The sequence below is a fragment of the Sporosarcina sp. G11-34 genome, from assembly GCF_026931025.1.
Map to the genome: position 1 here is coordinate 222,720 of NZ_JAHNZW010000007.1, position 24,464 is coordinate 247,183.

The window sequence follows — 24,464 nt, forward strand, 5'->3', positions numbered from 1 at the left end:
TTAAGCGTAAACCGCTTAAAAACTAATGAAAGCTATTTAAGCGTAACCCGCTTAAAAGCTCCAATCCCGAAAGGAGGAAAACAACATGCCTCGTAAAGGTCCTGTTGCAAAACGCGACGTACTTCCAGATCCGATTTATAACTCGAAACTGGTTTCACGTCTTATCAACCAAATGATGGTTGACGGTAAAAAAGGTACATCACAAAATATCCTCTATGGTGCGTTCGAACTTGTAAAAGAACGTTCTGGCAAGGATCCACTAGAAGTATTTGAAGCAGCTCTTGCTAACGTAATGCCGGTACTTGAAGTACGTGCACGCCGTGTAGGTGGAGCAAACTATCAAGTTCCTGTAGAAGTTCGTCCTGAGCGTCGTACGACTCTTGGACTACGTTACTTTGTGAACTATTCTCGTAAACGTGGAGAGAAAACAATGCAAGAACGTCTTGCAAATGAAATTCTTGATGCTTCTAACAACACAGGTGCATCCGTGAAACGTCGCGAAGAATTGCACAAAATGGCAGATGCTAACAAAGCATTCGCTCACTATCGCTGGTAAGGTTCGTAATTTCATTACAACTTTAATCCGAGACGGAAGGAGAAATACATTATGGCTAGAGAGTTCTCCTTAGAGAATACTCGTAACATTGGAATCATGGCTCATATCGATGCTGGTAAAACAACAACGACTGAGCGGATTCTATTTTACACAGGTAAAATCCACAAAATCGGAGAAACGCACGAAGGTGCATCTCAGATGGACTGGATGGAGCAGGAACAAGAGCGTGGAATCACGATCACTTCTGCTGCAACAACAGCAGCGTGGAAAGGTTACCGCGTAAACATCATCGATACACCGGGTCACGTAGACTTCACTGTTGAAGTTGAACGTTCACTTCGTGTACTTGATGGAGCAGTAACTGTACTTGACGCGCAATCAGGCGTTGAGCCACAAACTGAAACAGTATGGCGCCAAGCTACTAACTACGGTGTACCACGTCTTGTATTCATTAACAAAATGGATAAAACAGGCGCGGACTTCCTTTATTCAGTAGGAACACTTCGTGACCGTCTAGCTGCAAATGCACATCCAATTCAACTACCGATTGGCGCTGAAGATGATTTCGAAGCGATTATCGACCTAGTTGAAATGAATGCTACATTCTATCCAGACAACTCAGGATTGAACGCTGAAGTAAGAGAAATTCCAGCTGAGCATCTTGAACAAGCACAAGAATACCGTGAGAAGCTAATCGAAGCAGTTGCTGAATTCGATGAAGATCTTATGAATAAGTTTTTGGAAGAAGAAGAAATTACGAAGGAAGAAATCAAAAAAGCAATTCGCAACGCGACATTAGCTGTTGAATTCTATCCAGTTGTATGTGGAACTGCTTTCAAAAACAAAGGTGTCCAACTCGTTCTTGACGCAGTTGTCGACTACCTTCCATCACCAATCGATATTCCACCTATGAAAGGTACTAATCCTGAAACAAACGAAGATGTAGAGCGTCATGCAGACGACTCAGCGCCGTTCTCGGCACTTGCATTTAAAGTTATGACGGATCCTTATGTAGGTAAACTAACATTCTTCCGCGTATACTCTGGTACTTTACAGTCCGGATCATACGTACAGAACTCTACGAAAGGCAAGCGTGAGCGCGTAGGACGTATTCTACAAATGCACGCAGACTCTCGTCAAGAGATCGCGGAAGTACATTCTGGAGACATCGCGGCTGCAGTAGGCCTTAAAGATACAGGTACTGGAGATACACTTTGTGACGACAAAGCTCCTGTTATCCTAGAATCAATGGACTTCCCAGAACCAGTAATTTCACTTTCTGTTGAACCAAAAACAAAAGCTGACCAAGATAAAATGGGTATGGCTCTTGCTAAACTTCAAGAGGAAGATCCAACATTCCGCGCACATACAGACCAAGAAACAGGAGAAGTAATCATTGCTGGTATGGGTGAACTACATCTTGACGTTCTTGTAGACCGTATGCGTCGTGAATTCAACGTTGAAGCTAACGTAGGAGCTCCACAAGTTTCTTACCGTGAAACATTCCGCAGCTCTGCGGAAGTTGAAGGTAAATTTGTTCGTCAATCTGGTGGACGTGGACAGTTTGGTCACGTTTGGATCGAATTCTCTCCGAACGAAGAAGGAAAAGGATTCGAATTCATTGACAACGTCGTTGGTGGATCAGTTCCACGTGAATATATCGGATCGGTAGAAGCGGGAATCCGCGACTCACTTGATAACGGTGTAGTTGCTGGATATCCATTGATTGATATTAAAGCTCGTCTATATGACGGTTCTTATCATGACGTTGACTCCAACGAGATGGCGTTTAAAATTGCTGCTTCTATGGCTCTTAAAAACGCGGTTTCAAAAGTTAACCCGGTTCTATTAGAGCCAATGATGAAGGTAGAAGTAATTATTCCTGAAGAGTATATGGGAGACATCATGGGTGACATTACTTCTCGACGCGGCCGCGTTGAGGGAATGGATGCTCGTGGTAACGCACAAGTTGTGCGCGCGATGGTTCCTCTTGCTCAAATGTTTGGTTACGCTACATCACTTCGTTCAAACACGCAAGGACGCGGAGTATTCTCAATGGTGTTCGATCACTATGAAGAAGTTCCGAAGTCAATTGCTGAAGAAATCATCAAGAAAAACAAAGGCGAATAATTATAATTCAATTTTGTTTGCAGTATAAATAAAAAAATTGTAAGATACAGGTTGTCGGGGGAAACTCCCCTGATACCTTCAACTAAAAAACTTTTTATATTCCTAAGGAGGATTTCTAAAAATGGGTAAAGAAAAATTCGACCGTTCCAAGGCACATGCTAACGTAGGAACAATCGGTCACGTTGACCATGGTAAAACAACTCTAACTGCTGCAATCGCAACGGTTCTTGCAAAAAGATCAGGTGGGACTGCACAGTCTTACGCTGACGTTGATAACGCACCAGAAGAAAAAGAGCGTGGTATTACTATTAACACGTCTCACATCGAGTACGAAACAGCTACTCGTCACTACGCACACGTTGACTGCCCGGGTCACGCGGACTATGTTAAAAACATGATCACTGGTGCAGCACAAATGGACGGCGGAATCCTAGTTGTTTCTGCAGCTGATGGCCCAATGCCACAAACTCGTGAGCATATCCTACTTTCACGTCAAGTTGGTGTTCCTTACCTAGTTGTCTTCATGAACAAATGTGACATGGTTGATGACGAAGAACTTCTTGAATTAGTAGAAATGGAAATTCGCGATCTTCTATCTGAATACGACTTCCCTGGCGATGACATTCCTGTTATCAAAGGATCTGCTCTTAAAGCACTTGAAGGCGAAGAAGAATGGGAAGAAAAAATCGTTGAACTTATGGCTGCTGTTGACGAGTATATCCCAACACCACCACGTGATACTGAAAAACCATTCATGATGCCAGTTGAGGACGTATTCTCAATCACTGGACGTGGAACAGTTGCTACTGGACGCGTTGAGCGTGGAGTAGTTAAAGTAGGAGACGTTGTTGACATCATCGGTATCGTTGAAGAAGCAAAATCTACTACTGTTACAGGAGTAGAAATGTTCCGTAAACTTCTTGACTATGCAGAAGCTGGCGACAACATTGGAGCTCTTCTACGTGGAGTATCACGTGAAGATATCCAACGTGGACAAGTACTTGCTAAACCAGGTACAATTGTTCCACATACATCTTTCACAGCTGAAGTTTATGTTCTTTCAAAAGAAGAGGGTGGACGTCATACTCCATTCTTCACAAACTACCGTCCACAGTTCTACTTCCGTACAACTGACGTAACTGGTGTTTGTAATCTTCCTGAAGGCGTAGAAATGGTTATGCCTGGAGATAACGTTGAAATGACAATCGAACTAATCGCTCCAATCGCTCTTGAAGAAGGTACGAAATTCTCTATCCGTGAGGGTGGACGTACTGTAGGCGCTGGCGTTGTAGCAACAATCCAAAAATAATATTTTATTTTTAAATCCCGTCCACTGTGGCGGGATTTTTTTGTCTAGAAAATGATAGATTTATTGCTATTGTAGTCTATGTCCAGGGATGTCCACTGTATTCCGATTAATGTCCGCTCTTTCGGGACTAATCTCCACCCAATCGCGCGGAATGTCCGCTCTTTCCAGGGATGTCCACTGTATTTCGATTAATGTCCACTCTTCCGGGATTAATCTCCACTCAATCGCCCAGAATGTCCGCTTTGTCCAGCGATGTCCATTATTTAATCATTGACAGGTGTGACAGTCTCTGCTAAATTAATAGATGTACTTCACCACTTTAGTAGGGTGAAGTAATTGATTTTAGGAGGATATTTTATGAACGCAGTAATAATAGCAGTTCTTCTTATGTTGATACTAAGCTTGCTTCGAGTCAATGTTGTTCTTGCACTTGTAGCTGGTGCAATTGCTGGCGGATTAGCCGGTGGAATGTCGATAAATGCAACGATCACTTCGTTTACAGAAGGACTTGGCTCCGGTGCAACAATTGCGCTTAGTTATGCGCTTTTAGGCGGTTTCGCTGTTGCGATATCAAAAACAGGTATACCGCAAATTCTTGTAAACGCTATGCTTAAAATTGTGAAGAAAGATGGACAAGAAGATCGGACGGCACTTGGGAAAGTACTTATTATATTAATACTTCTTCTAGTCGCTATTTTTTCACAGAACTTAATTCCGATTCATATCGCTTTCATTCCATTATTAGTTCCACCAATCTTGCATATCTTAAACTTACTGAAAGTCGATCGTCGTTTAATCGCTTCTGTTTTAACTTTTGGTTTAACAGCGTCTTATATATTGCTTCCATATGGATTCGGTTTTATTTTCCACCAAATACTTGCAATCCAAATGGACGCAGCTGGATTACCGATTAACATGGCGGATATTCCAAAAGCGATGGCGTTGCCCGTCGCAGGACTTGTAGTAGGACTTCTGATTGCAGTCTTTATCTCCTATCGCAAACCAAGGGAATATGAAGATAGGAAAATGGAAATCGCTGAAGAGGTAGTCACTATTAAGACACGTAACATTGTGTTCACTGTTCTTGCTCTTATCGGAGCACTTGCCGTTCAAATACCTACGCAGTCAATGATTGCAGGTGCAATTACAGGAATCTTTATTTTGTATATCACCGGAGCATTGAAGTGGAAAGAGGCAGATAGACTTATCAATGAAGGAATGCGCATGATGGCATTCGTCGGATTCGTTATGATCGCTGCAAACGGTTTTGCATCAGTGCTTCAAGAAACGGGGCATATTGCAACGCTTGTGGAAAATACGAGTAACCTTTTGGGTGACAATAAAGGTCTAGCCGCTTTATTAATGCTCCTTATCGGATTAATCGTAACAATGGGTATCGGTTCGTCATTCGCTACAATTCCAATTATCGCTGCAATCTTTGTACCACTAAGTTTGGAATTTGGGTTTAGCACGATGGCAATCATCGCGCTAATCGGGACGGCCGGTGCACTTGGCGATGCAGGTTCACCAGCCTCGGATTCTACACTCGGTCCTACTGCGGGGTTAGATGCGGACGGACAACATAACCACATTTGGGATTCATGTGTACCGACATTTTTGCATTACAATATCCCACTCATTATTTTTGGTTGGGCTACAGCTATGATTCTTTTTTAACTTAAATCAACCGGAGTTCAATCTAGTTCATTGAAAAACTTCTGCATACTAGGCAAACCCGCAGATGATTCAAGACATCATCTGCGGGTTTGTGTTTGATTGCGGGATGAATTGTTCTGACTTTTTGTGTAAGGGTTGCAATTTCAGTGGGATACAACTATAATAAAAAAGGTTAAGAAATCTATTTCGACAAATGACTTGCACAATGCTTTAAAATTGTGTATACTGTTGAATGTTGGTCTTTGACTGCGATGAAGCGAGAGGTTGCCGACACACCAGGCCGCTTTGCCATGGCGGTGTGTGGGAAATTTTCGTGGAGAATGTCTATCAAATTAGGCGAAAAGGAGGGAAAATAATGGCAAAACAAAAGATTCGTATTCGTTTGAAAGCATATGATCACAGGATTTTGGATCAGTCAGCTGAGAAAATTGTTGAAACAGCAAAACGTTCGGGTGCTAGTGTATCGGGTCCGATTCCACTACCAACTGAAAGATCTGTTTATACAGTTCTTCGTGCGGTACATAAGTACAAGGATTCGCGCGAACAGTTTGAAATGCGTACACATAAACGCTTGATCGATATCGTTAACCCGACACCACAAACTGTCGATGCGTTGATGAAACTAGATCTTCCATCTGGCGTAGACATTGAAATTAAACTTTAATTATTAAACAATGGCTATTTTCAACACAAGAAGAGTTGTTTTCAACACTTAGTACGTGCTGATAAAACTTGGTTGATAAAGCTCTAATAAAACTATTATATTGTAGGAGGTGTGACAAATGACCAAAGGAATCTTAGGTAGAAAAATCGGTATGACACAAGTTTTCGCTGAAAACGGTGATCTTATACCGGTAACTGTGATTGAAGCTACACCGAACGTTGTTCTTCAAAAGAAGACACAAGAAACGGACGGCTACGAAGCAATCCAACTTGGATTTGATGATAAACGAGATAAGCTTTCCAACAAACCTGAAAAAGGCCACGTTGCAAAAGCTGAAACAGCACCTAAGCGCTTCATTCGCGAATTCCGCGAGTTAGACGTTAATGGGTACGAAGTTGGTCAGGAAGTCAAAGTCGATACGTTCGCTGCAGGCGACATTATTGATGTAACAGGTAAATCAAAAGGTAAAGGTTTCCAAGGTGTTATTAAAAGACACGGTTATTCAATGGGACCAATGAGCCACGGATCACGATTCCACAGAGCGGTAGGTTCTATCGGTTCAGTGGATGCACAACGTGTATTCAAAGGTAAAAAAATGCCAGGTCGTATGGGTGGCAAAACGGTTACAAGTCAAAATCTTGAAATCGTACGAGTTGACGCTGAGCGTAACTTAATACTCATAAAAGGTAACGTTCCAGGAGCACGCAAATCACTCATTCAATTGAGAAGTGCTATTAAAGGGAACTGACCACTAAAGAAAGGAGGAAATTGGAATGGCTAAAGTATCTGTATTAACTCAAACAGGTTCTTCAGTTGGCGACATCGAACTAAACGATGCGGTTTTCGGAATCGTGCCAAATGAAGCAGTGCTGTTTGAAGCATTGGTCCAACAACGCGCAACTTTGCGTCAAGGTAACCACAAAGTAAAAAACCGCTCAGAAGTTGCAGGCGGTGGACGTAAGCCATGGAATCAAAAAGGAACTGGTCGTGCACGTCAAGGATCAATTCGTTCACCACAATGGCGTGGAGGCGGAATCGTATTCGGACCAACACCTAGAAGCTATGCTTACAAACTACCTAAAAAGGTTCGCAGACTTGCACTTCTTTCAGCTCTTTCATCGAAAGTGCGTGAAGAGAACATTTTAGTTCTTGAAGGACTTGCATTCGATGCACCAAAGACTAAAAACTTCGTTCAAGTATTGAAAGACCTTTCAATCGAGAAGAAAGCTTTGATTGTTACAGCTGACCTTGATGAAACAGTGGCATTGTCCGCTCGTAACATCCCTGGAATTAGCGTAATCACTGCTAGTGGCGTCAACGTCCTAGACCTTGTTGCACACGAAAAGCTTGTCATTACAAAAGCCGCAGTAGAAAAACTAGAGGAGGTGCTTGGTTAATGGAAGCACGTGATATTCTAAAACGTCCGGTCATTACCGAGCGTTCTTCTGAACAAATGGAATTCAAAAAGTATACTTTTGAAGTTGATACTCGCGCAAACAAAACACACATCAAACAAGCTGTGGAAACTGTTTTCGGAGTGAAAGTAGAAAAAGTAAACGTTATGAATTACAAAGGAAAGTTCAAACGTATGGGTAAACACGCTGGTTACACTAACAAACGCCGTAAAGCGATTGTTACACTAACGGAAGACTCAAACGACATCGAGCTATTCGAACTGTAAGAAAAATAAGTACGTAATTATACGAAGGAGGGAACACAAATGGCGATTAAGAAATACAAACCTACCTCCAACGGACGTCGTAATATGACTTCTTCCGATTTCTCAGCAATTACAACGAACAAACCGGAAAAATCATTACTAGCTCCGATTAAACGGACAGGTGGACGTAACAATACAGGTAGGACTACTGTTCGTCATCAAGGTGGAGGCCATAAGCGTCAATACCGTGTCATCGATTTCCAACGAATGAAAGATGGCATTCCAGGACGCGTTGCTACGATCGAATACGATCCAAACCGTTCAGCGAACATTGCACTAATTAACTACGTAGATGGAGAGAAACGTTACATTCTCGCTCCAAAAGGTTTGGAAGTTGGAAACACGGTAATGTCAGGACCAGGCGTTGATATTAAGCCAGGTAACGCACTACCACTTGAAAACATTCCAATGGGATCTACAATCCATAACATCGAAATGAAACCAGGCAAGGGTGGCCAACTCGTTCGTTCTGCAGGTACATCTGCACAACTACTTGGACGTGAAGGTAAATATGTAATCATCCGTCTACAATCTGGTGAAGTACGTATGATTCTTGCAACTTGCCGTGCAACAATTGGACAAGTTGGTAACGAACAACACGAACTTATTAATATTGGTAAAGCAGGACGTTCACGTTGGATGGGTAAACGCCCAGCAGTACGTGGATCTGTAATGAACCCGAACGATCACCCACACGGTGGTGGTGAAGGTAAAACAGGAATTGGTATGCCATCACCACTTACACCATGGGGCAAACCAACACTTGGTTACAAAACTCGTAAAAAATCTAACGCATCCGACAAACTTATCGTTCGTCGTCGTAAAAAATAATGTGAATGCGCTGCGGTTCAATGAATGGACCGTAGTATATGCACGGAGGGAGGTTCCAACATGGGACGCAGCTTGAAAAAAGGACCTTTTGTTGACGATCATCTTTTAAACAAAGTTGAAGCACAAAAGAACTCCGAGAAAAAACAAGTAATTAGAACTTGGTCACGCCGTTCTACAATATTCCCGTCTTTCATCGGATTGACAATTGCTGTCTATGACGGACGAAAACACGTACCTGTCTACATGACTGAAGACATGGTTGGTCACAAATTAGGTGAATTCGCACCGACTCGCACATATAGAGGTCACGGTGGCGACGACAAGAAAACAAGACGTTAATTGAGAGGAGGTTATTCTGATGCAACAAGCAAAAGCTACTGCCCGCACAGTCCGTATTGCTCCTCGCAAAGTCCGTTTGGTCGTTGATCTTATCCGGGGCAAGAAAATCGGTGAAGCTGTCGCAATCCTACAACTAACGCCTAAAGCGGCATCTCCAGTTGTAGAAAAAGTACTAAAATCAGCGATAGCAAATGCTGAGCATAACTACGAAATGGGTATCGAAGACCTCATCGTAAGCGAAGTTTTCGTTGATGAAGGTCCAACAATGAAACGTTTCCGTCCACGTGCACAGGGACGTGCAAGTGCAATCAACAAGCGCACAAGCCACATCACTGTCGTGGTATCAGAAAAAAAGGAGGGATAATTCGTGGGTCAAAAAGTACATCCTAACGGTTTACGGGTCGGTATCATCCGCGACTGGGAGTCGAAATGGTACGCTGAAAAAGACTATGCAACTCTCTTGCATGAAGACTTGAAGATTCGTGAATACATCGACAAACGTCTAGTAGAAGCATCTGTTTCTAAAGTAGAAATTGAACGTGCTGCTAAACGTGTTAATATTACAATTCACACTGCTAAGCCAGGTATGGTAATCGGTAAAGGTGGTTCTGAAGTTGAAACACTTCGGAAACAACTAAACGACATTACAGGCAAGCGTGTACACATCAACATCATTGAAATCAAACGTGCAGATCTTGATGCGAAATTAGTAGCAGAAAGCATTGCTCGTCAACTAGAAGGCCGTGTTTCATTCCGCCGTGTACAAAAACAAGCGATTCAACGTACGATTCGTTCTGGTGCACTAGGTATTAAAACACAAGTTTCTGGACGTCTTGGCGGTGCCGACATCGCTCGTGCAGAACATTATAGTGAAGGTACTGTCCCTCTCCATACATTGCGTGCAGATATTGATTATGCACACGCTGAAGCAGACACAACGTTTGGTAAACTTGGCGTAAAAGTATGGATTTACCGAGGAGAAGTCCTTCCAGTGAGAAAGAAGAACTCTGAGGAAGGAGGCAACTAATATGTTAATGCCTAAACGCGTTAAATATCGTCGTGTATTCCGTGGTAAAATGCGCGGAACAACAAAAGGCGGAGCAACAGTACAATTCGGTGAATTTGGACTACAAGCAGTTGAACCTGCATGGATTACAAGCCGTCAGATTGAAGCAGCACGTATCGCAATGACACGTTACATGAAACGTGGCGGTAAAGTATGGATCAACATTTTCCCACACAAACCTTATACGAAAAAGCCTCTCGAAGTACGAATGGGTTCAGGTAAAGGTGCTGTAGAAGGCTGGGTAGCGGTTGTTAAACCTGGCAGAATTATGTTTGAAATCGCGGGTGTAGATGAAGTAGTCGCACGTGAAGCGTTTCGTCTTGCATCACACAAACTTCCTATTAAAAGCAAGTTTGTAAAACGTGAAGAAATTGGTGGTGAATCTAATGAAAGCTAAAGAAATCCGTGACTTGACAACTGCAGAGATTGAGCAACAAGTGAAATCACTGAAAGAAGAGCTTTTCAACCTTCGCTTCCAATTGGCGACAGGTCAATTAGAAAACACTGCACGCATCGGTCAAGTTCGTAAATCGATCGCGCGCATGAAAACTGTAATACGTCAAAGAGAAATCAGTGCAAATAACTGATGGAGGAGGTTGCAACCATGACTGAGCGTAACCAACGCAAAGTATACACAGGCCGTGTCGTATCTGACAAAATGGATAAGACAGTTACTGTAATGGTCGAAACATACAAAAAGCATACTTTATACGGCAAACGTGTAAAATATTCTAAAAAACTTAAGGCCCACGATGAACTAAATGACGCGAAAATCGGTGATGTAGTCCGCATTATGGAAACTCGTCCGTTATCAGCTACAAAGCGTTTTCGTCTTCTTGAAGTTGTCGAAAAAGCGGTCATTATCTAAATAAAGTTCGGAGTTAAAAATCCGGGAGGAGGTAGCCTCAATGATCCAACAGGAAAGTCGTATGAAAGTCGCTGACAATTCAGGCGCAAGAGAAGTTCTAACAATTAAAGTACTAGGCGGTACAGGCCGTAAAGTAGCAAATATCGGTGATGTAGTTGTCTGTACAGTGAAAAAAGCAACACCCGGTGGCGTTGTTAAGAAGGGCGAAATCGTCAAGGCTGTTATCGTCCGTACGAAAAGTGGAGTTCGTCGTAAAGATGGTTCATACATAACGTTTGATGAAAACGCATGTGTAATTATCCGTGACGATCAAAGCCCACGTGGTACACGTATTTTCGGACCAGTTGCTCGCGAACTTCGCGATAGCAATTTCATGAAAATTATTTCATTAGCTCCGGAAGTTCTTTAATTCACAAGACAATGCCAATCAAGGAGGTGCGACAGAATGCATGTTAAAAAAGGCGATAAAGTTATGGTCATCACAGGTAAAGATAAAGGTAAAACCGGTATGATCTTAGCAGCTTTTCCTAAAAAGGATCGTGTGCTTGTTGAAGGTGTAAACATCGTCAAAAAACATACGAAGCCTAACCAAGAAAATCCTCAAGGCGGGATCGTTAGTCAAGAGGCAGCTATCCATGTATCCAACGTTATGGTAGTAGATCCTAAAACAGGAGAACCAACTCGCGTAGGATACAAGATTGAAGATGGCAAAAAAGTTCGTGTTGCTAAAAAATCCGGAGAACTTTTGGATAAATAAGTAACGGATGAAAGGAGGTCCAATAGATGAGCCGTTTTAAAGAGAAGTTTAAAAATGAAGTGACTCCTGCTCTAATGAGCAAGTTTGAATATACATCGGTTATGCAAGTACCACAAGTGGATAAAATCGTAATCAACATGGGTGTTGGTGACGCAGTTCAAAACACGAAAGCACTAGATGCGGCAGTGGAAGATCTGACAATCATTTCTGGTCAAAAACCGGTCATCACAAAAGCGAAGAAGTCAATCGCAGGATTCCGTCTCCGTGAGGGGATGCCTATCGGAACAAAAGTTACATTACGCGGTGAGCGTATGTACGAATTCCTAGATAAGCTAATCTCGGTTTCACTACCTCGTGTACGTGACTTCCGCGGAGTTTCAAAGAAAGCATTCGACGGTCGCGGGAACTATACGCTAGGCGTAAAAGAACAACTTATTTTCCCGGAAATCGACTACGACAAAGTTTCTAAAATACGCGGTATGGATATCGTCATCGTTACGACTGCAAACTCCGATGAAGAAGCACGAGAGTTATTAACGCAGTTCGGCATGCCGTTCCAAAAGTAAATAAGAGGGAGGCGAAAACGTGGCTAAAAAATCAATGATCGCAAAACAAAAACGTACGCCAAAGCATAGTGTTCAGGCGTATACACGATGTGAGCGATGTGGTCGTCCACATTCTGTATATCGTAAGTTCAAGCTTTGCCGTATTTGTTTCCGCGAATTGGCATACAAAGGACAAATTCCAGGCGTTAAAAAAGCAAGCTGGTAATCCCCTAAATATGGGAAGGAGGTAAATGCAATGACAATGAGTGATCCGATCGCAGATATGCTTACTCGCATCCGTAACGCGAACATGGTTCGCCACGAGAAGCTTGAAGTACCTGCTTCAAACATGAAAAAAGAAATTGCTGAAATCTTGAAACGTGAAGGTTTCGTACGCGATGTTGAATATGTCAAAGATAGCAAACAAGGTATCATCCGCATATTCCTTAAATATGGTCAAAACAACGAGCGTGTCATCACAGGTCTTAAACGTATTTCTAAACCTGGTCTTCGTGTTTACGCAGCAACAAACGAAGTTCCTAAAGTTTTGAATGGCCTTGGTATCGCCCTCGTTTCCACATCACAAGGTGTCCTTACTGACAAGGATGCACGTGCTAAACAAGTAGGCGGAGAAGTCGTAGCTTACGTTTGGTAATACGCAACAATTGAATGGAGGTGCAACTGAATGTCCCGTATTGGAAAAAAGCCAATTGAAGTTCCTGAACAAGTGACTGTTACAATTGCAGAAGGCAATACAGTTACTGTAAAAGGACCTAAAGGCGAACTTAAAAACACATTTAATACAGAAATTAAAATCGAAAAAGAAGACAACGTGATCACTTTGATCCGTCCTTCTGAATCGAAGGAACACCGTTCTATTCATGGAACGACACGTTCACTTCTCGATAATATGGTGACGGGCGTTTCGAAAGGTTTCGAAAAGTCACTTGAACTTGTAGGGGTAGGTTACCGTGCACAACTTCAAGGACAAAAACTCGTACTTAACGTCGGTTATTCTCACCCAGTTGAGTTTACGCCAGAAGAAGGAATTCAAATTGAAGTTCCTGCAAACACGAAAATTACTATTCGCGGTATTGATAAAGAGCGCGTAGGTGCTCTTGCATCAAACATCCGTCAAGTGCGTCCACCAGAGCCTTATAAAGGCAAAGGGATTCGCTACGTAGGCGAAGTAGTACGTCGTAAAGAAGGTAAAACAGGTAAATAATGCCGCATAAAGGCATTTGGAAGGAGTGACCACGATGATTACAAAAAAGGATAAAAACGTTACTCGTAAGAAGCGTCATGAACGCGTACGTACGAAAATCAGTGGAACTGCAGCACGTCCACGCCTAAACGTTTTCCGTTCAAATAAGCATATTTATGCTCAATTGATTGATGATATAAACGCAGTAACGATTGCTAGTGCTTCAACAATGGACACTGGATTCGAAACTGATTCTAAAGCAAACGCTGAAGCTGCTGCAAAAGTCGGCGAGTTAATCGCGAAAAAAGCTGCTGAGAAGGATGTCAAGACGGTTGTATTCGACCGTGGCGGTTACCTATTTCACGGCCGTGTGAAGGCTCTTGCGGACGCAGCTCGTGAAAATGGTCTAGAATTTTAAATTAAGAAGGAGGGACACATTTCATGCGTCGTAATGATCAGAATAAAAGTGAATTCGAAGAACGCGTAGTTACGATTAACCGCGTTGCGAAAGTTGTAAAAGGTGGACGTCGTTTCCGCTTTACTGCTCTCGTCGTAGTCGGAGACAAAAATGGCCGTGTAGGTTTCGGTACAGGTAAAGCACAAGAAGTTCCGGACGCGATTCGTAAAGCTATTGAAGATGCTAAAAAGAACTTGGTTGTTGTACCAATGGTCAAAGGCACTACTCCTCACGAAGTGCTTGGTCGTTTTGGTGCAGGTCAAGTCCTTATTAAGCCTGCTGCTCCAGGTACTGGAGTTATCGCTGGTGGACCAGTTCGTGCGGTACTCGAACTAGCGGGTATCACAGATATCCTTTCAAAATCTCTTGGATCAAGTACACCTATCAACATGGTTCGTGCAACTGTCGAAGGATTGAAAAACTTGAAACGCGCTGAAGATGTAGCAAAACTACGTGGTAAAACAGTAAAAGAACTTCTAGGTTAAGGGGGGAAACACTATGACAAGTAAACTTGAAATCACCCTTACAAAAAGCGTAATCGGTTCTAAACCGGCACAACGCAAAACGGTTCAAGCATTAGGATTACGCAAACTCAATCAGACGGTTGAACATGAGGACAATGTTGCAATTCGCGGCATGGTCAACACAGTTAGCCACTTGGTTACAGTTACAGAACAATAATCTCGAATTTGTTGAATAAGGAGGTGCCAAAGAGATGAAATTACACGAAATGAAACCAGCTGAAGGTTCACGTAAAAAACGCAAACGTGTTGGACGCGGAATCGGTTCAGGTCACGGTAAAACTTCTGGTAGAGGTCATGACGGTCAAAATGCGCGTTCGGGTGGAGGCGTACGTCTTGGTTTCGAAGGTGGTCAAATCCCACTTTTCCAACGTTTACCTAAACGTGGATTCACGAACATTAACCGTAAGGATTATGCAGTTGTAAACCTTGATAAACTTAACGTTTTCGAAGAAGGCACAGAAGTAACACCGGAATTGCTACTTGAGCTAGGCGTTGTAAGCAATGCTAAATCAGGTATTAAAATTCTTGGGGACGGAACGCTAACTAAGAAACTTAATGTTAAAGCTAACAAATTTTCTGCATCCGCAAAGGAAGCTATCGAAAAAGCGGGCGGGCAAACTGAGGTGGTTTAATGTTTCAAACGCTCTCCAGTTTTATGCGCGTTCGAGATATAAGAACCAAGATCCTTTACACTTTGCTTTTGCTTATCGTTTTCAGACTTGGAACGTTTATTACAGTTCCGGGCGTCGATGCATCTGCGTTTAATACTGAATCAAACAGCCTAATCGGCTTTATGAATATGTTTGGTGGAGGCGCCCTTGCTAACTTTTCGATTTTAGCAATGGGTATCATGCCTTACATCACAGCTTCAATCATCGTGCAATTATTGCAGATGGATGTAGTACCGAAATTTTCTGAGTGGGCAAAGCAAGGTGATGTCGGTAGACGGAAACTTGCACAGTTCACAAGGTATTTCACAATCGTTCTTGCTTTTATTCAAGCGATGGCCATGTCATTTGGTTTTAACCGGATGTTTGATGGACAGCTAATAGTAGCAGAAGGCATTTCGACATATGTAGTTATTGCAATTGTACTAACTGCGGGAACAGCATTTCTTTTGTGGCTCGGTGAAAAGATTACAGAAAAGGGTGTTGGAAATGGTATTTCCATCATTATCTTTGCTGGTATCGTTGCCGGGATCCCAACTGCGGTGAACCAATATTACGCAACACAAATCCAAGATGCAGGGGACGCTTTGTTTATTAAACTTGCGATTTCCGTTTTGCTATTACTTGCGATTATTGCAGTAACTGTTGGCGTCATCTATGTACAAGAAGCTTTGCGTAAAATTCCGATTCAATATGCGAAACGTGTCTCGGGACGTGGACAAACGAATGCTAGTCAACAAACTCACCTACCATTGAAACTTAATGCTGCGGGAGTTATTCCAGTAATCTTTGCCGCTGCGTTCTTTATGACACCACAATCAATCGTTACATTTTTCGGCCAGAACAGTGTAACAAGTACAATTCAAAATATCTTTGACTATACAAATCCACTCGGAATGACTTTGTATGTAGCACTGATTATTGCATTCACTTATTTCTACGCGTTCATTCAGGTTAACCCTGAGAATGTTGCCGAGAACTTGAAAAAGCAAGGCGCATACATACCGGGAATCCGTCCGGGTCTGAACACTCAAAGTTATTTAACGAGTACTTTGTATCGATTGACGTTTGTCGGATCAATATTTCTAGCAACTGTTTCAATCATGCCGATGCTTTTCATCAAATTCGCTAATTTACCCGAATCAGCGCAAATTGGTGGAACAAGTTTAATCATCGTCGTCGGGGTTGCCCTTGAAACGATGAAGCAACTTGAATCACAACTTGTGAAAAGGCATTACAAAGGCTTTATGAAATAAGTTCTTCAGGGATTCATCTTCCTGAAAAACGAATATGAAGGTGGTGGGCAATACGTATGAATATCGTATTAATGGGTTTGCCTGGTGCTGGTAAAGGCACACAAGCAGACAAAATTGTCGAAAAGTACGGAACACCTCATATTTCTACAGGCGATATGTTCCGTGCTGCAATTTCTGAAGGTACGGAACTTGGAGTCAAAGCAAAATCTTACATGGATCAAGGAGCTCTTGTTCCCGATGAAGTAACAATCGGTATCGTTCGTGAACGATTGAGTAAACCGGATTGTGAAAAAGGTTTCTTGCTTGATGGTTTCCCGCGTACTGTTCCACAGGCAGAAGCACTTGATGGACTTTTGTCAGATTTGGGGCGCAGTATTGAATATGTTCTTAATGTTGAAGTAGAGAAGGACGAACTTGTCGCACGCTTGACAGGTCGCCGAATCTGCAAAGAATGTGGAACGTCTTATCATCTTCAATTCAACCCGTCAAAGGTTGAAGGAAAGTGCGATAAAGACGGCGGAGAACTTTATCAACGTGCAGATGACAATCCAGAGACTGTAATAAATCGACTGGAAGTAAATATGACTCAAACAGCACCACTTCTTTCGTATTACGACGGAAAAGGTGTGTTGACAAATATCGATGGGCAACAAGACATCGACAAAGTCTTCGTAGATCTTGACGCAATTCTACAAAAGAATAATTAATAAACTTTCCTAGTCCTTCGTAATTGTATATCTTATAGGTCTACATGGAGACACTACTTGGAAAGTGCGTTACACCGAGTAACAAAAGCATATGGTGCCCGGTATAAGAACTGCTTAGGAGTTCTGTAAGGCGTAAAAAGTTCGAATAGAACTATAAAAACGTAACTAGGAACTCATCCACGGCAATCTGGACGGTCGTGTCCATTACGATACGATTTCCACAACAGATCGTCGAAGGACTGGTTTGAGGGAAAACGAAGTGTGGCTGACGTCTTTCGAACATCACTCTTGCAATCAGACATATGTTGGAGGAAGCCTTCAAGGCGACTGATGCCGATTGATGGTGAGAACCTTTATTGATATATAGAAGGGAGACAGGATTGATGGCGAAAGACGATGTAATCGAAGTTGAAGGAACCGTGGTCGAAACGTTACCAAACGCGATGTTCAAAGTGGAGCTGGAAAACGGCCATACGATTCTTGCGCATGTATCAGGCAAAATTCGTATGCACTTTATCCGCATCCTCCCTGGCGACAAAGTGACAATGGAACTTTCGCCTTATGATTTGACACGCGGACGTATCACTTACCGTTTCAAATAAACTTTTGTACTCCGGAATATGAAGGAGGTTGTGTAAGATGAAAGTTAGGGCATCTGTAAAGCCGATCTGTGAAAAATGTAAAGTTATTCGCAGAAGAGGCCGAGTAATGGTAATCTGTGAAAATCCAAAACACAAACAAAGACAAGGCTAATTTAGAAGGAGGTGCACAATCTATATGGCACGTATTGCTGGTGTAGACATTCCGCGCGATAAGCGCATTGTAATTTCATTGACTTACATTTATGGAATTGGTAAAACAACTGCACAAAAAGTATTGCAAGAATCAGGTGTTTCAGAAGAAACACGTGTACGCGATCTTACTGATGCAGAACTAGATAAAATCCGTGAACAAATGGACGGACTTAAAGTTGAAGGTGACCTTCGTCGCGAAACTTCACTTGACATCAAACGCTTGATGGAAATCGGAAGTTTCCGTGGTATCCGTCACCGTCGTGGATTGCCTGTTCGTGGGCAAAACACTAAGAACAACGCCCGTACTCGTAAAGGTGCAAAACGCACTGTTGCTAACAAGAATAAATAATAGGTAAAGGAGGTATCTTCTTAACATGGCAAAGAAACAAGTAACTCGTAAACGTCGTGTGAAAAAGAATATCGAAGCTGGTATTGCACACATTCGATCGACGTTCAACAATACGATTGTCACAATTACTGATATGCACGGGAATGCCCTGTCATGGTCAAGTGCTGGTGCACTAGGCTTCAGAGGTTCACGTAAATCAACTCCATTCGCTGCACAAATGGCTGCTGAAACAGCTGCGAAAGCTGCAATGGAGCACGGCCTAAAAACGTTAGAAGTTACAGTTAAAGGTCCAGGAGCTGGACGTGAAGCTGCAATTCGTTCTCTACAAGCTGCAGGTCTTGAAGTTACTGCAATCAGAGACGTAACACCGGTTCCTCATAACGGATGCCGCCCACCAAAACGTCGTCGTGTATAATGGCCTGTACTCCATTTGATTGAGAAACACAATTATTGTCAAAAATGAATTGTGGGATTGCTTTTTGCACTAAGAAAAGTTGATTTCAATATGGAACGGTCGATACATTAGATGTTTTGAAGGAGGGTAAACGAATGATCGAAATTGAGAAACCAAAAATTGAAGCAGTTAAGATCAGCGAAGATTCTAAGTTTGGCAAGTTTATAATTGAGCCACTAGAGCGCGGGTATGGAAATACATTAGGTAATTCCTTGCGTCGCATCCTTCTTTCTTCATTGCCGGGAGCGGCTGTAACGTCAATTCAAATTGACGGTGTACTTCACGAATTTTCAACTGTTGAAGGTGTCGTTGAAGACGTCGCATCAATCGTTTTGAACGTGAAAAAGCTAGCTCTTAAAATTTATTCAGATGAAGAAAAAGTTATAGAGATAGATGTGAAAGGTGAAGGAATTGTTACTGCTGCGGATATTACGCATGACAGTGATGTAGAAGTTCTGAATCCTGAACAACATATCGCAACTCTTGGGAAAAACGGACATTTACGCATGCGTATGTATGCTGTACGTGGTCGTGGTTATGCTCCTTCTGATATGAACAAAAGAGAAGATCTTGCAATTGGTGTAATTCCAATTGACTCGGTGTATACACCAGTCTCGCGGGTTAACTTTCAAGTGGAAAATACTCGAGTTGGTCAAATGGCAAACTTCGACAAACTAACACTTGATGTTTGGACAGATGGAAGTATTGGTCCTAAAGAAGCTGTTTCACTCGGGGCGAAAATTCTAACTGAGCATTTAAATATATTTGTTGGCATGACAGACGAGGCACAAACTGCAGAAATCATGGTAGAAAAAGAGGAAGATCAGATAGAGAAAGTTCTAGAGATGACGATTGAAGAACTTGACCTTTCCGTGAGATCTTATAACTGCCTGAAACGTGCAGGAATTAATACCGTTCTCGAACTTGCAAACAAGTCTGAAGACGAAATGATGAAAGTACGAAATCTAGGTCGTAAATCACTTGAAGAAGTGAAAGCGAAGCTAGTGGATCTCAATCTCGAGTTACGAACAGAGGATTGAGTAACCTTATAGTTTGAAGGAGGGAAACTTTTATGGGATACAGAAAACTTGGACGTACAAGTTCACAACGTAAAGCAATGCTTCGCGACCTGACAACTGATCTAATCGTACACGAGCGTATTCAAACAACAGAAGCCCGCGCAAAAGAATTGCGTTCGGTTGTTGAAAAAATGATTACACTTGGAAAACGTGGAGATTTGCATGCACGTCGTCAAGCTGCACAATACATTCGACGTGAACTCGTTACAACAACAAATGACGATGGCGAGGAAAGAGAAATCTTTGCAATCCAAAAGTTGTTTGATGATGTTGCTCCGCGTTACGCAGAGCGTCAAGGTGGATACACGCGCATCATGAAAATGGGACCTCGCCGCGGTGACGGTGCACCTGTCGTCGTAATCGAACTCGTTTAATTTTATTGTTAAAAGGGGTGCCGAAGTTGCACCCCTTTTGTACTATGATTTATATGACAAATTTAAAAGCTGAGTGTTATGATCGTCGATTAATTCGTCTGGTCTAGCTCTACGCACCTCATCCGCGGTACCGGATTGAGCACCCGGCACTAGTAATAGATGTGAGCGCATTTCTTCGGATGAGGTGCGCGCTTTTTTTTACCCAAAATGAGGGTTCTTTGCATTATGTTGAGAACCCTCATTTGTATACATAAAATGCAGTAATCCAGAGGTGACGGCAATGAAAGAAATATTATCGATGGAAAATATAACGTATTCGTATCCATCTGAAGACGAGAACACGAGAACGGCGGTTGAAGGGGTCTCATTCGCCGTAAATGACGGTGAATGGATTGCGATTGTTGGGCATAATGGATCTGGTAAATCGACTCTCGCTAAGTTGATGATAGGACTTATATTCCCCGATGCTGGCGATGTACATGTTTTTACGGAAAAACTAACAGCCGAGAGCATATGGGATACCCGTTCGAAGATGGGTATTGTATTTCAAAATCCGGATAACCAGTTTGTCGGTTCTACGGTCCAAGATGATGTCGCATTTGCGCTCGAAAACAATGGGGTTCCTTTTGAAGAAATGGTAACCCGTGTTCACGAGTCGCTTGCCCAAGTGAATATGGCAGAATTCCTCAATCATGAGCCGCATCATCTTTCTGGTGGTCAAAAACAACGGGTCGCAATAGCCGGGGCGCTTGCCATGAAACCGAATTTGCTAATTATGGACGAGGCCACTTCAATGCTTGATCCGCAAGGGCGAGATGAAGTGATCCAAATCGTTCAGGAATTACAAAAAAAAACAGGCCTTACAGTCGTTTCAATTACACATGATCTTGAAGAGGCATTGCTCGCAGACCGAATTATTGTGATGAATAAAGGGCAGATTTTCACAACGGGAACGCCCAAACAACTATTTACTAACGGTAAGGAACTTGAGGAAATCGGATTGGATTTACCGTTCGCTATGAAAGTATCCGACCTGTTGCGTAAATTGGGAATTGAGCTTCAAGGGGAACATATGACAGAAGAAGAGTTGGTGAATGAATTATGGACATCTCACTTCAGCAAGTAGGTTATTTATACGGTAAAGATTCCCCCTTTGAAAAAAGGGCATTGCAAGGAGTGGATGCCACAATACATTCAGGCTCATATACGGCAATTATTGGGCATACAGGTTCGGGCAAGTCGACGTTGCTCATGCATCTAAACGGCTTGCTAAAACCTTCTGAAGGTGTCGTTAAAATTGGTGACCGGACAATTACTGCTGGGACAAAGGCAAAAGGATTGAAAGAAATTCGCCGACATGTGGGGATTGTTTTTCAGTTTCCAGAGCATCAGCTTTTTGAGGAGACGGTCGTCAAAGATATTATGTTTGGGCCGATGAATTTTGGGGTCGATGAAGCGGAAGCCAAAAGACGAGCATATGAACTAATCACTCTCCTAGGACTACCTGAAGATGTTGCAGAAAAATCCCCTTTTGACTTATCGGGGGGGCAGATGCGACGAGTTGCAATTGCCGGTGTTCTCGCATTCAAACCGTCTGTCCTTGTGCTGGATGAACCGACGGCGGGGCTTGATCCGCGAGGGCGTAAAGAAATTATGGAGTTATTTAATATACTTCACAAACAAGAAAGTTTAACGACAATTTTAGTCACACATAGCATGGAAGATGCAGCGCGTTATGCAGATAATATTCTTGTCATGCATGATGGAACTTCGGTGATGAGCGGTACACCAGAAGAAGTTTTCAGTGATGACTTGAAGCTTGCTACATACAGGCTTGGTTTACCTCGTTCGGTAAAGTTTCAACGCAAGTTTGAACAATTGATTGGACGAAGTTTACCGATCTTGGCATTGACTGAAGAAAAACTTGCAGAAGCAATTGCGGAAGCGATTGGGGAAGTAGGTGACCGTTAATGTTGGAAAAGATGATTTTTGGTCGCTTTATCCCAGGAACGTCGTTTATTCATAAGCTGGATCCTCGTTCCAAGTTGTCATTTGTATTCCTGTTTATTATTGCCGTTTTTATTGCGAATAATGGGTGGACATACGGGCTGTTAGTAGCGTTTACGTTACTCGTTATATTTGTTTCGAGAATCCGTTTGTATTTTCTTCTTAATGGGCTGAAACCGATTTTGATCCTCATTATATTTACGTTGCTTATGCATATTTTCTTTACGAAAGAAGGGGCTCTTTTAGTCGATTGGAAATTCATTAAGATTTACGAGGAAGGTTTGCGGCAAGGGATATTCATTTCGACTCGCTTTCTTATTCTCGTGTTAATGACATCGATTCTTACGCTTACGACATCTCCGATTTCAATTACGGACGGTATGGAGGATCTTTTGAATCCGTTCAAACGATTTAAATTACCCGTCCATGAACTGGCCTTGATGATGTCAATTTCTCTTCGTTTCATCCCCACTCTTATGGACGAAACCGATAAGATTTTGAAAGCACAATTGGCACGTGGATCGGATATCAGTACGGGTTCGATGAAGCAGCGAGTGCGTGCAGTCATTCCACTGCTCGTACCTTTGTTTGTCAGTGCATTCAAACGCGCTGAGGATTTGGCGGTCGCTATGGAGGTCCGTGGCTACCGTGGAGGCGAAGGAAGAACCCGGTATCGGAAGTTGGCATGGGGCTTTCGTGACAACGTTGCAATGATCATACTTGGCGTTTTAGTTATTGGCCTCTATTTCTTAAGAGGTTAGGAGGATTTCGATGAATCGCGTAAAAGCAGTTGTTTCTTATGACGGTACAAATTTCGCGGGTTATCAATCACAACCGGGTATGCGAACCGTTCAGTCTGAAATCGATAAAGCATTAGTAAAGATCCACAAAAACAAACAAGCACACTCCGTAGCAAGCGGTAGGACAGATGCGGGTGTGCATGCGAATGGTCAAGTTATTCACTTCGATACGGCACTCTCACTGCCGCCTGATAAATGGCAAATGGCACTAAATGTACTCCTTCCAACGGATATTCGGATTGTTGGTGCGGAGTATGTGGACGAAAGTTTTCATGCCCGTTACTCTGCTACGGGTAAAACGTATATTTACAAATGGTCGTTCAGTGAGGTTCACTCTCCTTTTGAACGAAACTATTCGGTTCATCTCGAAAACTGGAAATTGGATGTTAAGAAAATGCAAGAAGCGGCTGTCTACTTAATCGGAACGCATGACTTCACAAGTTTTTGTTCATCGAAAACCGCAACGAGTAATAAAGTGCGTACGGTGAACGTGTTAACCGTTGAAGAACAAGGCGATTTGCTCATTATGACAATCGAAGGCAATGGTTTTTTGTATAACATGGTACGCACGATTGCAGGTATGTTACTGGCGGTTGGCAAGGGATGGGATTCCCCGTCTGATGTGAAACGAATACTTGAATTAAAAGACCGTACAGCAGCAGGGAAAACCGCGCCAGCACACGGTTTATACTTGAACAACGTGACGTATGATAACTAAAGCAACTTCACCACGTGTATATTGACAGATATGCTTGACTTAATGTGAAATCCGTTATATGATGAATAATGGTAATTCTAAAACCCCACAAACAAGCCCCGGAAGGTTATTTGTGTTTAGGGATAGAGAAAATGAAACAGACATTGTATTTATTTAGGAGGACAAAAACATGCGTACAACATTCATGGCTAAAGGTCACGAAGTAGAGCGTAAATGGCTCGTTGTCGACGCTGAAGGACAGACGCTCGGTCGTCTTGCTTCTGAAGTGGCACAGCTTTTGCGTGGTAAACATAAACCGACTTTCACACCAAACGTTGACACAGGTGATCACGTAATCATCATCAACGCTGAGAAAATCGAACTAACAGGTAACAAATTGAAAGACAAAATTTATTACCGTCACTCAGGTTACACGGGTAATATGAAACAACGTACGGCTCTTGAAATGCGTACAAATTACCCAACAAAAATGCTTGAACTTGCGATTAAAGGAATGCTTCCAAAAGGTCCTCTAGGTCGTCAAACATTCAAGAAACTAAACGTATACGCTGGACCGGATCATCCGCATACAGCACAAAAACCGGAAGTATTCGAACTTCGCGGATAATTAA

38 protein-coding genes are annotated in these 24,464 nt (G+C 42.5%); all 38 read left to right on the forward strand.

The features are described 5' to 3' along the window. Window positions 1-85: 85 nt before the first annotated feature. The 38 genes from rpsG to rplM all read left to right on the forward strand — a co-directional run bounded on the left by rpsG (window position 86) and on the right by rplM (window position 24,460). Window positions 86-556, forward strand: a complete 471-nt coding sequence (gene rpsG, locus KSU66_RS12170; RefSeq protein WP_269051727.1) for a 30S ribosomal protein S7 — start codon at window positions 86-88, stop codon at window positions 554-556. 51 nt (window positions 557-607) lie between these two features. Beyond that, window positions 608-2,686 carry an elongation factor G gene (gene fusA / locus KSU66_RS12175; RefSeq protein ID WP_269051728.1) on the forward strand — a complete coding sequence of 693 codons (2,079 nt, stop codon included), beginning with the start codon at window positions 608-610 and terminating at the stop codon, window positions 2,684-2,686. A 121-nt stretch (window positions 2,687-2,807) separates the two neighbouring features. Further along, window positions 2,808-3,995 (forward strand): elongation factor Tu, encoded by a 1,188-nt coding sequence (gene tuf / locus KSU66_RS12180; RefSeq protein ID WP_269051729.1) that lies wholly within the window; start codon window positions 2,808-2,810, stop codon window positions 3,993-3,995. 357 nt (window positions 3,996-4,352) lie between these two features. Further along, entirely contained in the window at window positions 4,353-5,672 is a 1,320-nt protein-coding gene (locus tag KSU66_RS12185) for a Na+/H+ antiporter family protein (RefSeq protein WP_269051730.1), read from the forward strand. Between the two features lie 355 nt (window positions 5,673-6,027). Continuing rightward, window positions 6,028-6,336 (forward strand): 30S ribosomal protein S10, encoded by a 309-nt coding sequence (rpsJ, locus tag KSU66_RS12190; RefSeq protein ID WP_060203412.1) that lies wholly within the window; start codon window positions 6,028-6,030, stop codon window positions 6,334-6,336. 118 nt (window positions 6,337-6,454) lie between these two features. Beyond that, window positions 6,455-7,084: a 50S ribosomal protein L3 gene (rplC, locus tag KSU66_RS12195; RefSeq protein WP_269051731.1), complete on the forward strand. Its 630-nt coding sequence runs from the start codon at window positions 6,455-6,457 to the stop codon at window positions 7,082-7,084. 25 nt (window positions 7,085-7,109) lie between these two features. Then, the gene (gene rplD / locus KSU66_RS12200) at window positions 7,110-7,733 is read left to right on the forward strand and encodes a 50S ribosomal protein L4 (RefSeq protein ID WP_269051732.1); all 624 of its coding nucleotides are present in this window, start codon (window positions 7,110-7,112) and stop codon (window positions 7,731-7,733) included. Next, window positions 7,733-8,017: a 50S ribosomal protein L23 gene (gene rplW, locus KSU66_RS12205; RefSeq protein WP_269051733.1), complete on the forward strand. Its 285-nt coding sequence runs from the start codon at window positions 7,733-7,735 to the stop codon at window positions 8,015-8,017. The genes rplD and rplW overlap by 1 nt, the downstream gene beginning before the upstream one ends. A 39-nt stretch (window positions 8,018-8,056) precedes the next feature. Further along, the gene (gene rplB / locus KSU66_RS12210; RefSeq protein WP_269051734.1) at window positions 8,057-8,887 is read left to right on the forward strand and encodes a 50S ribosomal protein L2; all 831 of its coding nucleotides are present in this window, start codon (window positions 8,057-8,059) and stop codon (window positions 8,885-8,887) included. 60 nt (window positions 8,888-8,947) lie between these two features. Beyond that, complete coding sequence (gene rpsS, locus KSU66_RS12215) at window positions 8,948-9,226, forward strand: 30S ribosomal protein S19 (protein WP_269051735.1); 279 nt, start codon at window positions 8,948-8,950, stop codon at window positions 9,224-9,226. Between the two features lie 19 nt (window positions 9,227-9,245). Beyond that, the gene (gene rplV, locus KSU66_RS12220; protein WP_269051736.1) at window positions 9,246-9,590 is read left to right on the forward strand and encodes a 50S ribosomal protein L22; all 345 of its coding nucleotides are present in this window, start codon (window positions 9,246-9,248) and stop codon (window positions 9,588-9,590) included. 3 nt (window positions 9,591-9,593) lie between these two features. Beyond that, the gene (gene rpsC, locus KSU66_RS12225) at window positions 9,594-10,253 is read left to right on the forward strand and encodes a 30S ribosomal protein S3 (RefSeq protein ID WP_269051737.1); all 660 of its coding nucleotides are present in this window, start codon (window positions 9,594-9,596) and stop codon (window positions 10,251-10,253) included. 1 nt (window position 10,254) lies between these two features. Next, window positions 10,255-10,689 (forward strand): 50S ribosomal protein L16, encoded by a 435-nt coding sequence (gene rplP / locus KSU66_RS12230; RefSeq protein ID WP_269051738.1) that lies wholly within the window; start codon window positions 10,255-10,257, stop codon window positions 10,687-10,689. Then, window positions 10,679-10,879 (forward strand): 50S ribosomal protein L29, encoded by a 201-nt coding sequence (rpmC, locus tag KSU66_RS12235; protein WP_172370534.1) that lies wholly within the window; start codon window positions 10,679-10,681, stop codon window positions 10,877-10,879. The genes rplP and rpmC overlap by 11 nt, the downstream gene beginning before the upstream one ends. A gap of 17 nt (window positions 10,880-10,896) precedes the next feature. Continuing rightward, window positions 10,897-11,160, forward strand: a complete 264-nt coding sequence (gene rpsQ / locus KSU66_RS12240) for a 30S ribosomal protein S17 (RefSeq protein WP_269051739.1) — start codon at window positions 10,897-10,899, stop codon at window positions 11,158-11,160. A 40-nt stretch (window positions 11,161-11,200) separates the two neighbouring features. Further along, on the forward strand, window positions 11,201-11,569 hold the full coding sequence (gene rplN, locus KSU66_RS12245; RefSeq protein WP_269051740.1) for a 50S ribosomal protein L14: 369 nt from the start codon (window positions 11,201-11,203) through the stop codon (window positions 11,567-11,569). 36 nt (window positions 11,570-11,605) lie between these two features. Next, the gene (gene rplX, locus KSU66_RS12250; protein ID WP_269051741.1) at window positions 11,606-11,917 is read left to right on the forward strand and encodes a 50S ribosomal protein L24; all 312 of its coding nucleotides are present in this window, start codon (window positions 11,606-11,608) and stop codon (window positions 11,915-11,917) included. Between the two features lie 26 nt (window positions 11,918-11,943). Beyond that, the gene (gene rplE, locus KSU66_RS12255) at window positions 11,944-12,483 is read left to right on the forward strand and encodes a 50S ribosomal protein L5 (protein ID WP_269051742.1); all 540 of its coding nucleotides are present in this window, start codon (window positions 11,944-11,946) and stop codon (window positions 12,481-12,483) included. A 19-nt stretch (window positions 12,484-12,502) separates the two neighbouring features. Beyond that, window positions 12,503-12,688, forward strand: a complete 186-nt coding sequence (locus tag KSU66_RS12260) for a type Z 30S ribosomal protein S14 (protein ID WP_269051743.1) — start codon at window positions 12,503-12,505, stop codon at window positions 12,686-12,688. 30 nt (window positions 12,689-12,718) lie between these two features. Next, complete coding sequence (rpsH, locus tag KSU66_RS12265; protein ID WP_269051744.1) at window positions 12,719-13,117, forward strand: 30S ribosomal protein S8; 399 nt, start codon at window positions 12,719-12,721, stop codon at window positions 13,115-13,117. 30 nt (window positions 13,118-13,147) lie between these two features. Continuing rightward, window positions 13,148-13,687: a 50S ribosomal protein L6 gene (rplF, locus tag KSU66_RS12270; protein ID WP_269051745.1), complete on the forward strand. Its 540-nt coding sequence runs from the start codon at window positions 13,148-13,150 to the stop codon at window positions 13,685-13,687. Between the two features lie 34 nt (window positions 13,688-13,721). Further along, window positions 13,722-14,084, forward strand: coding sequence for a 50S ribosomal protein L18 (gene rplR, locus KSU66_RS12275; protein WP_269051746.1), 363 nt, complete (start codon window positions 13,722-13,724; stop codon window positions 14,082-14,084). 23 nt (window positions 14,085-14,107) lie between these two features. Continuing rightward, window positions 14,108-14,608, forward strand: coding sequence for a 30S ribosomal protein S5 (rpsE, locus tag KSU66_RS12280; RefSeq protein WP_269051747.1), 501 nt, complete (start codon window positions 14,108-14,110; stop codon window positions 14,606-14,608). 13 nt (window positions 14,609-14,621) lie between these two features. After that, window positions 14,622-14,804: a 50S ribosomal protein L30 gene (gene rpmD / locus KSU66_RS12285; RefSeq protein ID WP_269051748.1), complete on the forward strand. Its 183-nt coding sequence runs from the start codon at window positions 14,622-14,624 to the stop codon at window positions 14,802-14,804. A 34-nt stretch (window positions 14,805-14,838) separates the two neighbouring features. Continuing rightward, window positions 14,839-15,279 (forward strand): 50S ribosomal protein L15, encoded by a 441-nt coding sequence (rplO, locus tag KSU66_RS12290; protein WP_269051749.1) that lies wholly within the window; start codon window positions 14,839-14,841, stop codon window positions 15,277-15,279. Continuing rightward, complete coding sequence (gene secY, locus KSU66_RS12295) at window positions 15,279-16,571, forward strand: preprotein translocase subunit SecY (protein ID WP_269051750.1); 1,293 nt, start codon at window positions 15,279-15,281, stop codon at window positions 16,569-16,571. The genes rplO and secY overlap by 1 nt, the downstream gene beginning before the upstream one ends. A gap of 56 nt (window positions 16,572-16,627) precedes the next feature. Continuing rightward, window positions 16,628-17,278, forward strand: coding sequence for an adenylate kinase (locus tag KSU66_RS12300; protein ID WP_269051751.1), 651 nt, complete (start codon window positions 16,628-16,630; stop codon window positions 17,276-17,278). 383 nt (window positions 17,279-17,661) lie between these two features. Further along, complete coding sequence (infA, locus tag KSU66_RS12305) at window positions 17,662-17,880, forward strand: translation initiation factor IF-1 (RefSeq protein ID WP_060203457.1); 219 nt, start codon at window positions 17,662-17,664, stop codon at window positions 17,878-17,880. Between the two features lie 37 nt (window positions 17,881-17,917). Beyond that, the gene (gene rpmJ, locus KSU66_RS12310) at window positions 17,918-18,031 is read left to right on the forward strand and encodes a 50S ribosomal protein L36 (protein ID WP_075526647.1); all 114 of its coding nucleotides are present in this window, start codon (window positions 17,918-17,920) and stop codon (window positions 18,029-18,031) included. 24 nt (window positions 18,032-18,055) lie between these two features. After that, window positions 18,056-18,421: a 30S ribosomal protein S13 gene (rpsM, locus tag KSU66_RS12315; RefSeq protein WP_269051752.1), complete on the forward strand. Its 366-nt coding sequence runs from the start codon at window positions 18,056-18,058 to the stop codon at window positions 18,419-18,421. Between the two features lie 25 nt (window positions 18,422-18,446). Beyond that, entirely contained in the window at window positions 18,447-18,836 is a 390-nt protein-coding gene (gene rpsK, locus KSU66_RS12320) for a 30S ribosomal protein S11 (protein ID WP_269051753.1), read from the forward strand. Between the two features lie 134 nt (window positions 18,837-18,970). After that, window positions 18,971-19,915, forward strand: a complete 945-nt coding sequence (locus tag KSU66_RS12325) for a DNA-directed RNA polymerase subunit alpha (protein ID WP_269051754.1) — start codon at window positions 18,971-18,973, stop codon at window positions 19,913-19,915. A 32-nt stretch (window positions 19,916-19,947) separates the two neighbouring features. After that, window positions 19,948-20,328: a 50S ribosomal protein L17 gene (gene rplQ / locus KSU66_RS12330; RefSeq protein WP_269051755.1), complete on the forward strand. Its 381-nt coding sequence runs from the start codon at window positions 19,948-19,950 to the stop codon at window positions 20,326-20,328. A gap of 280 nt (window positions 20,329-20,608) precedes the next feature. Then, window positions 20,609-21,454: an energy-coupling factor ABC transporter ATP-binding protein gene (locus tag KSU66_RS12335; protein WP_269051756.1), complete on the forward strand. Its 846-nt coding sequence runs from the start codon at window positions 20,609-20,611 to the stop codon at window positions 21,452-21,454. Beyond that, window positions 21,430-22,299, forward strand: coding sequence for an energy-coupling factor ABC transporter ATP-binding protein (locus tag KSU66_RS12340; protein ID WP_269051757.1), 870 nt, complete (start codon window positions 21,430-21,432; stop codon window positions 22,297-22,299). The genes KSU66_RS12335 and KSU66_RS12340 overlap by 25 nt, the downstream gene beginning before the upstream one ends. Next, window positions 22,299-23,096, forward strand: coding sequence for an energy-coupling factor transporter transmembrane component T family protein (locus KSU66_RS12345; protein WP_269051758.1), 798 nt, complete (start codon window positions 22,299-22,301; stop codon window positions 23,094-23,096). Before KSU66_RS12340 ends, KSU66_RS12345 begins: the two co-directional genes overlap by 1 nt. Window positions 23,097-23,106: 10 nt before the next feature. Beyond that, entirely contained in the window at window positions 23,107-23,853 is a 747-nt protein-coding gene (gene truA, locus KSU66_RS12350) for a tRNA pseudouridine(38-40) synthase TruA (RefSeq protein WP_269051759.1), read from the forward strand. A gap of 169 nt (window positions 23,854-24,022) precedes the next feature. Continuing rightward, the gene (rplM, locus tag KSU66_RS12355; protein WP_269051760.1) at window positions 24,023-24,460 is read left to right on the forward strand and encodes a 50S ribosomal protein L13; all 438 of its coding nucleotides are present in this window, start codon (window positions 24,023-24,025) and stop codon (window positions 24,458-24,460) included. Window positions 24,461-24,464: the final 4 nt, after the last annotated feature.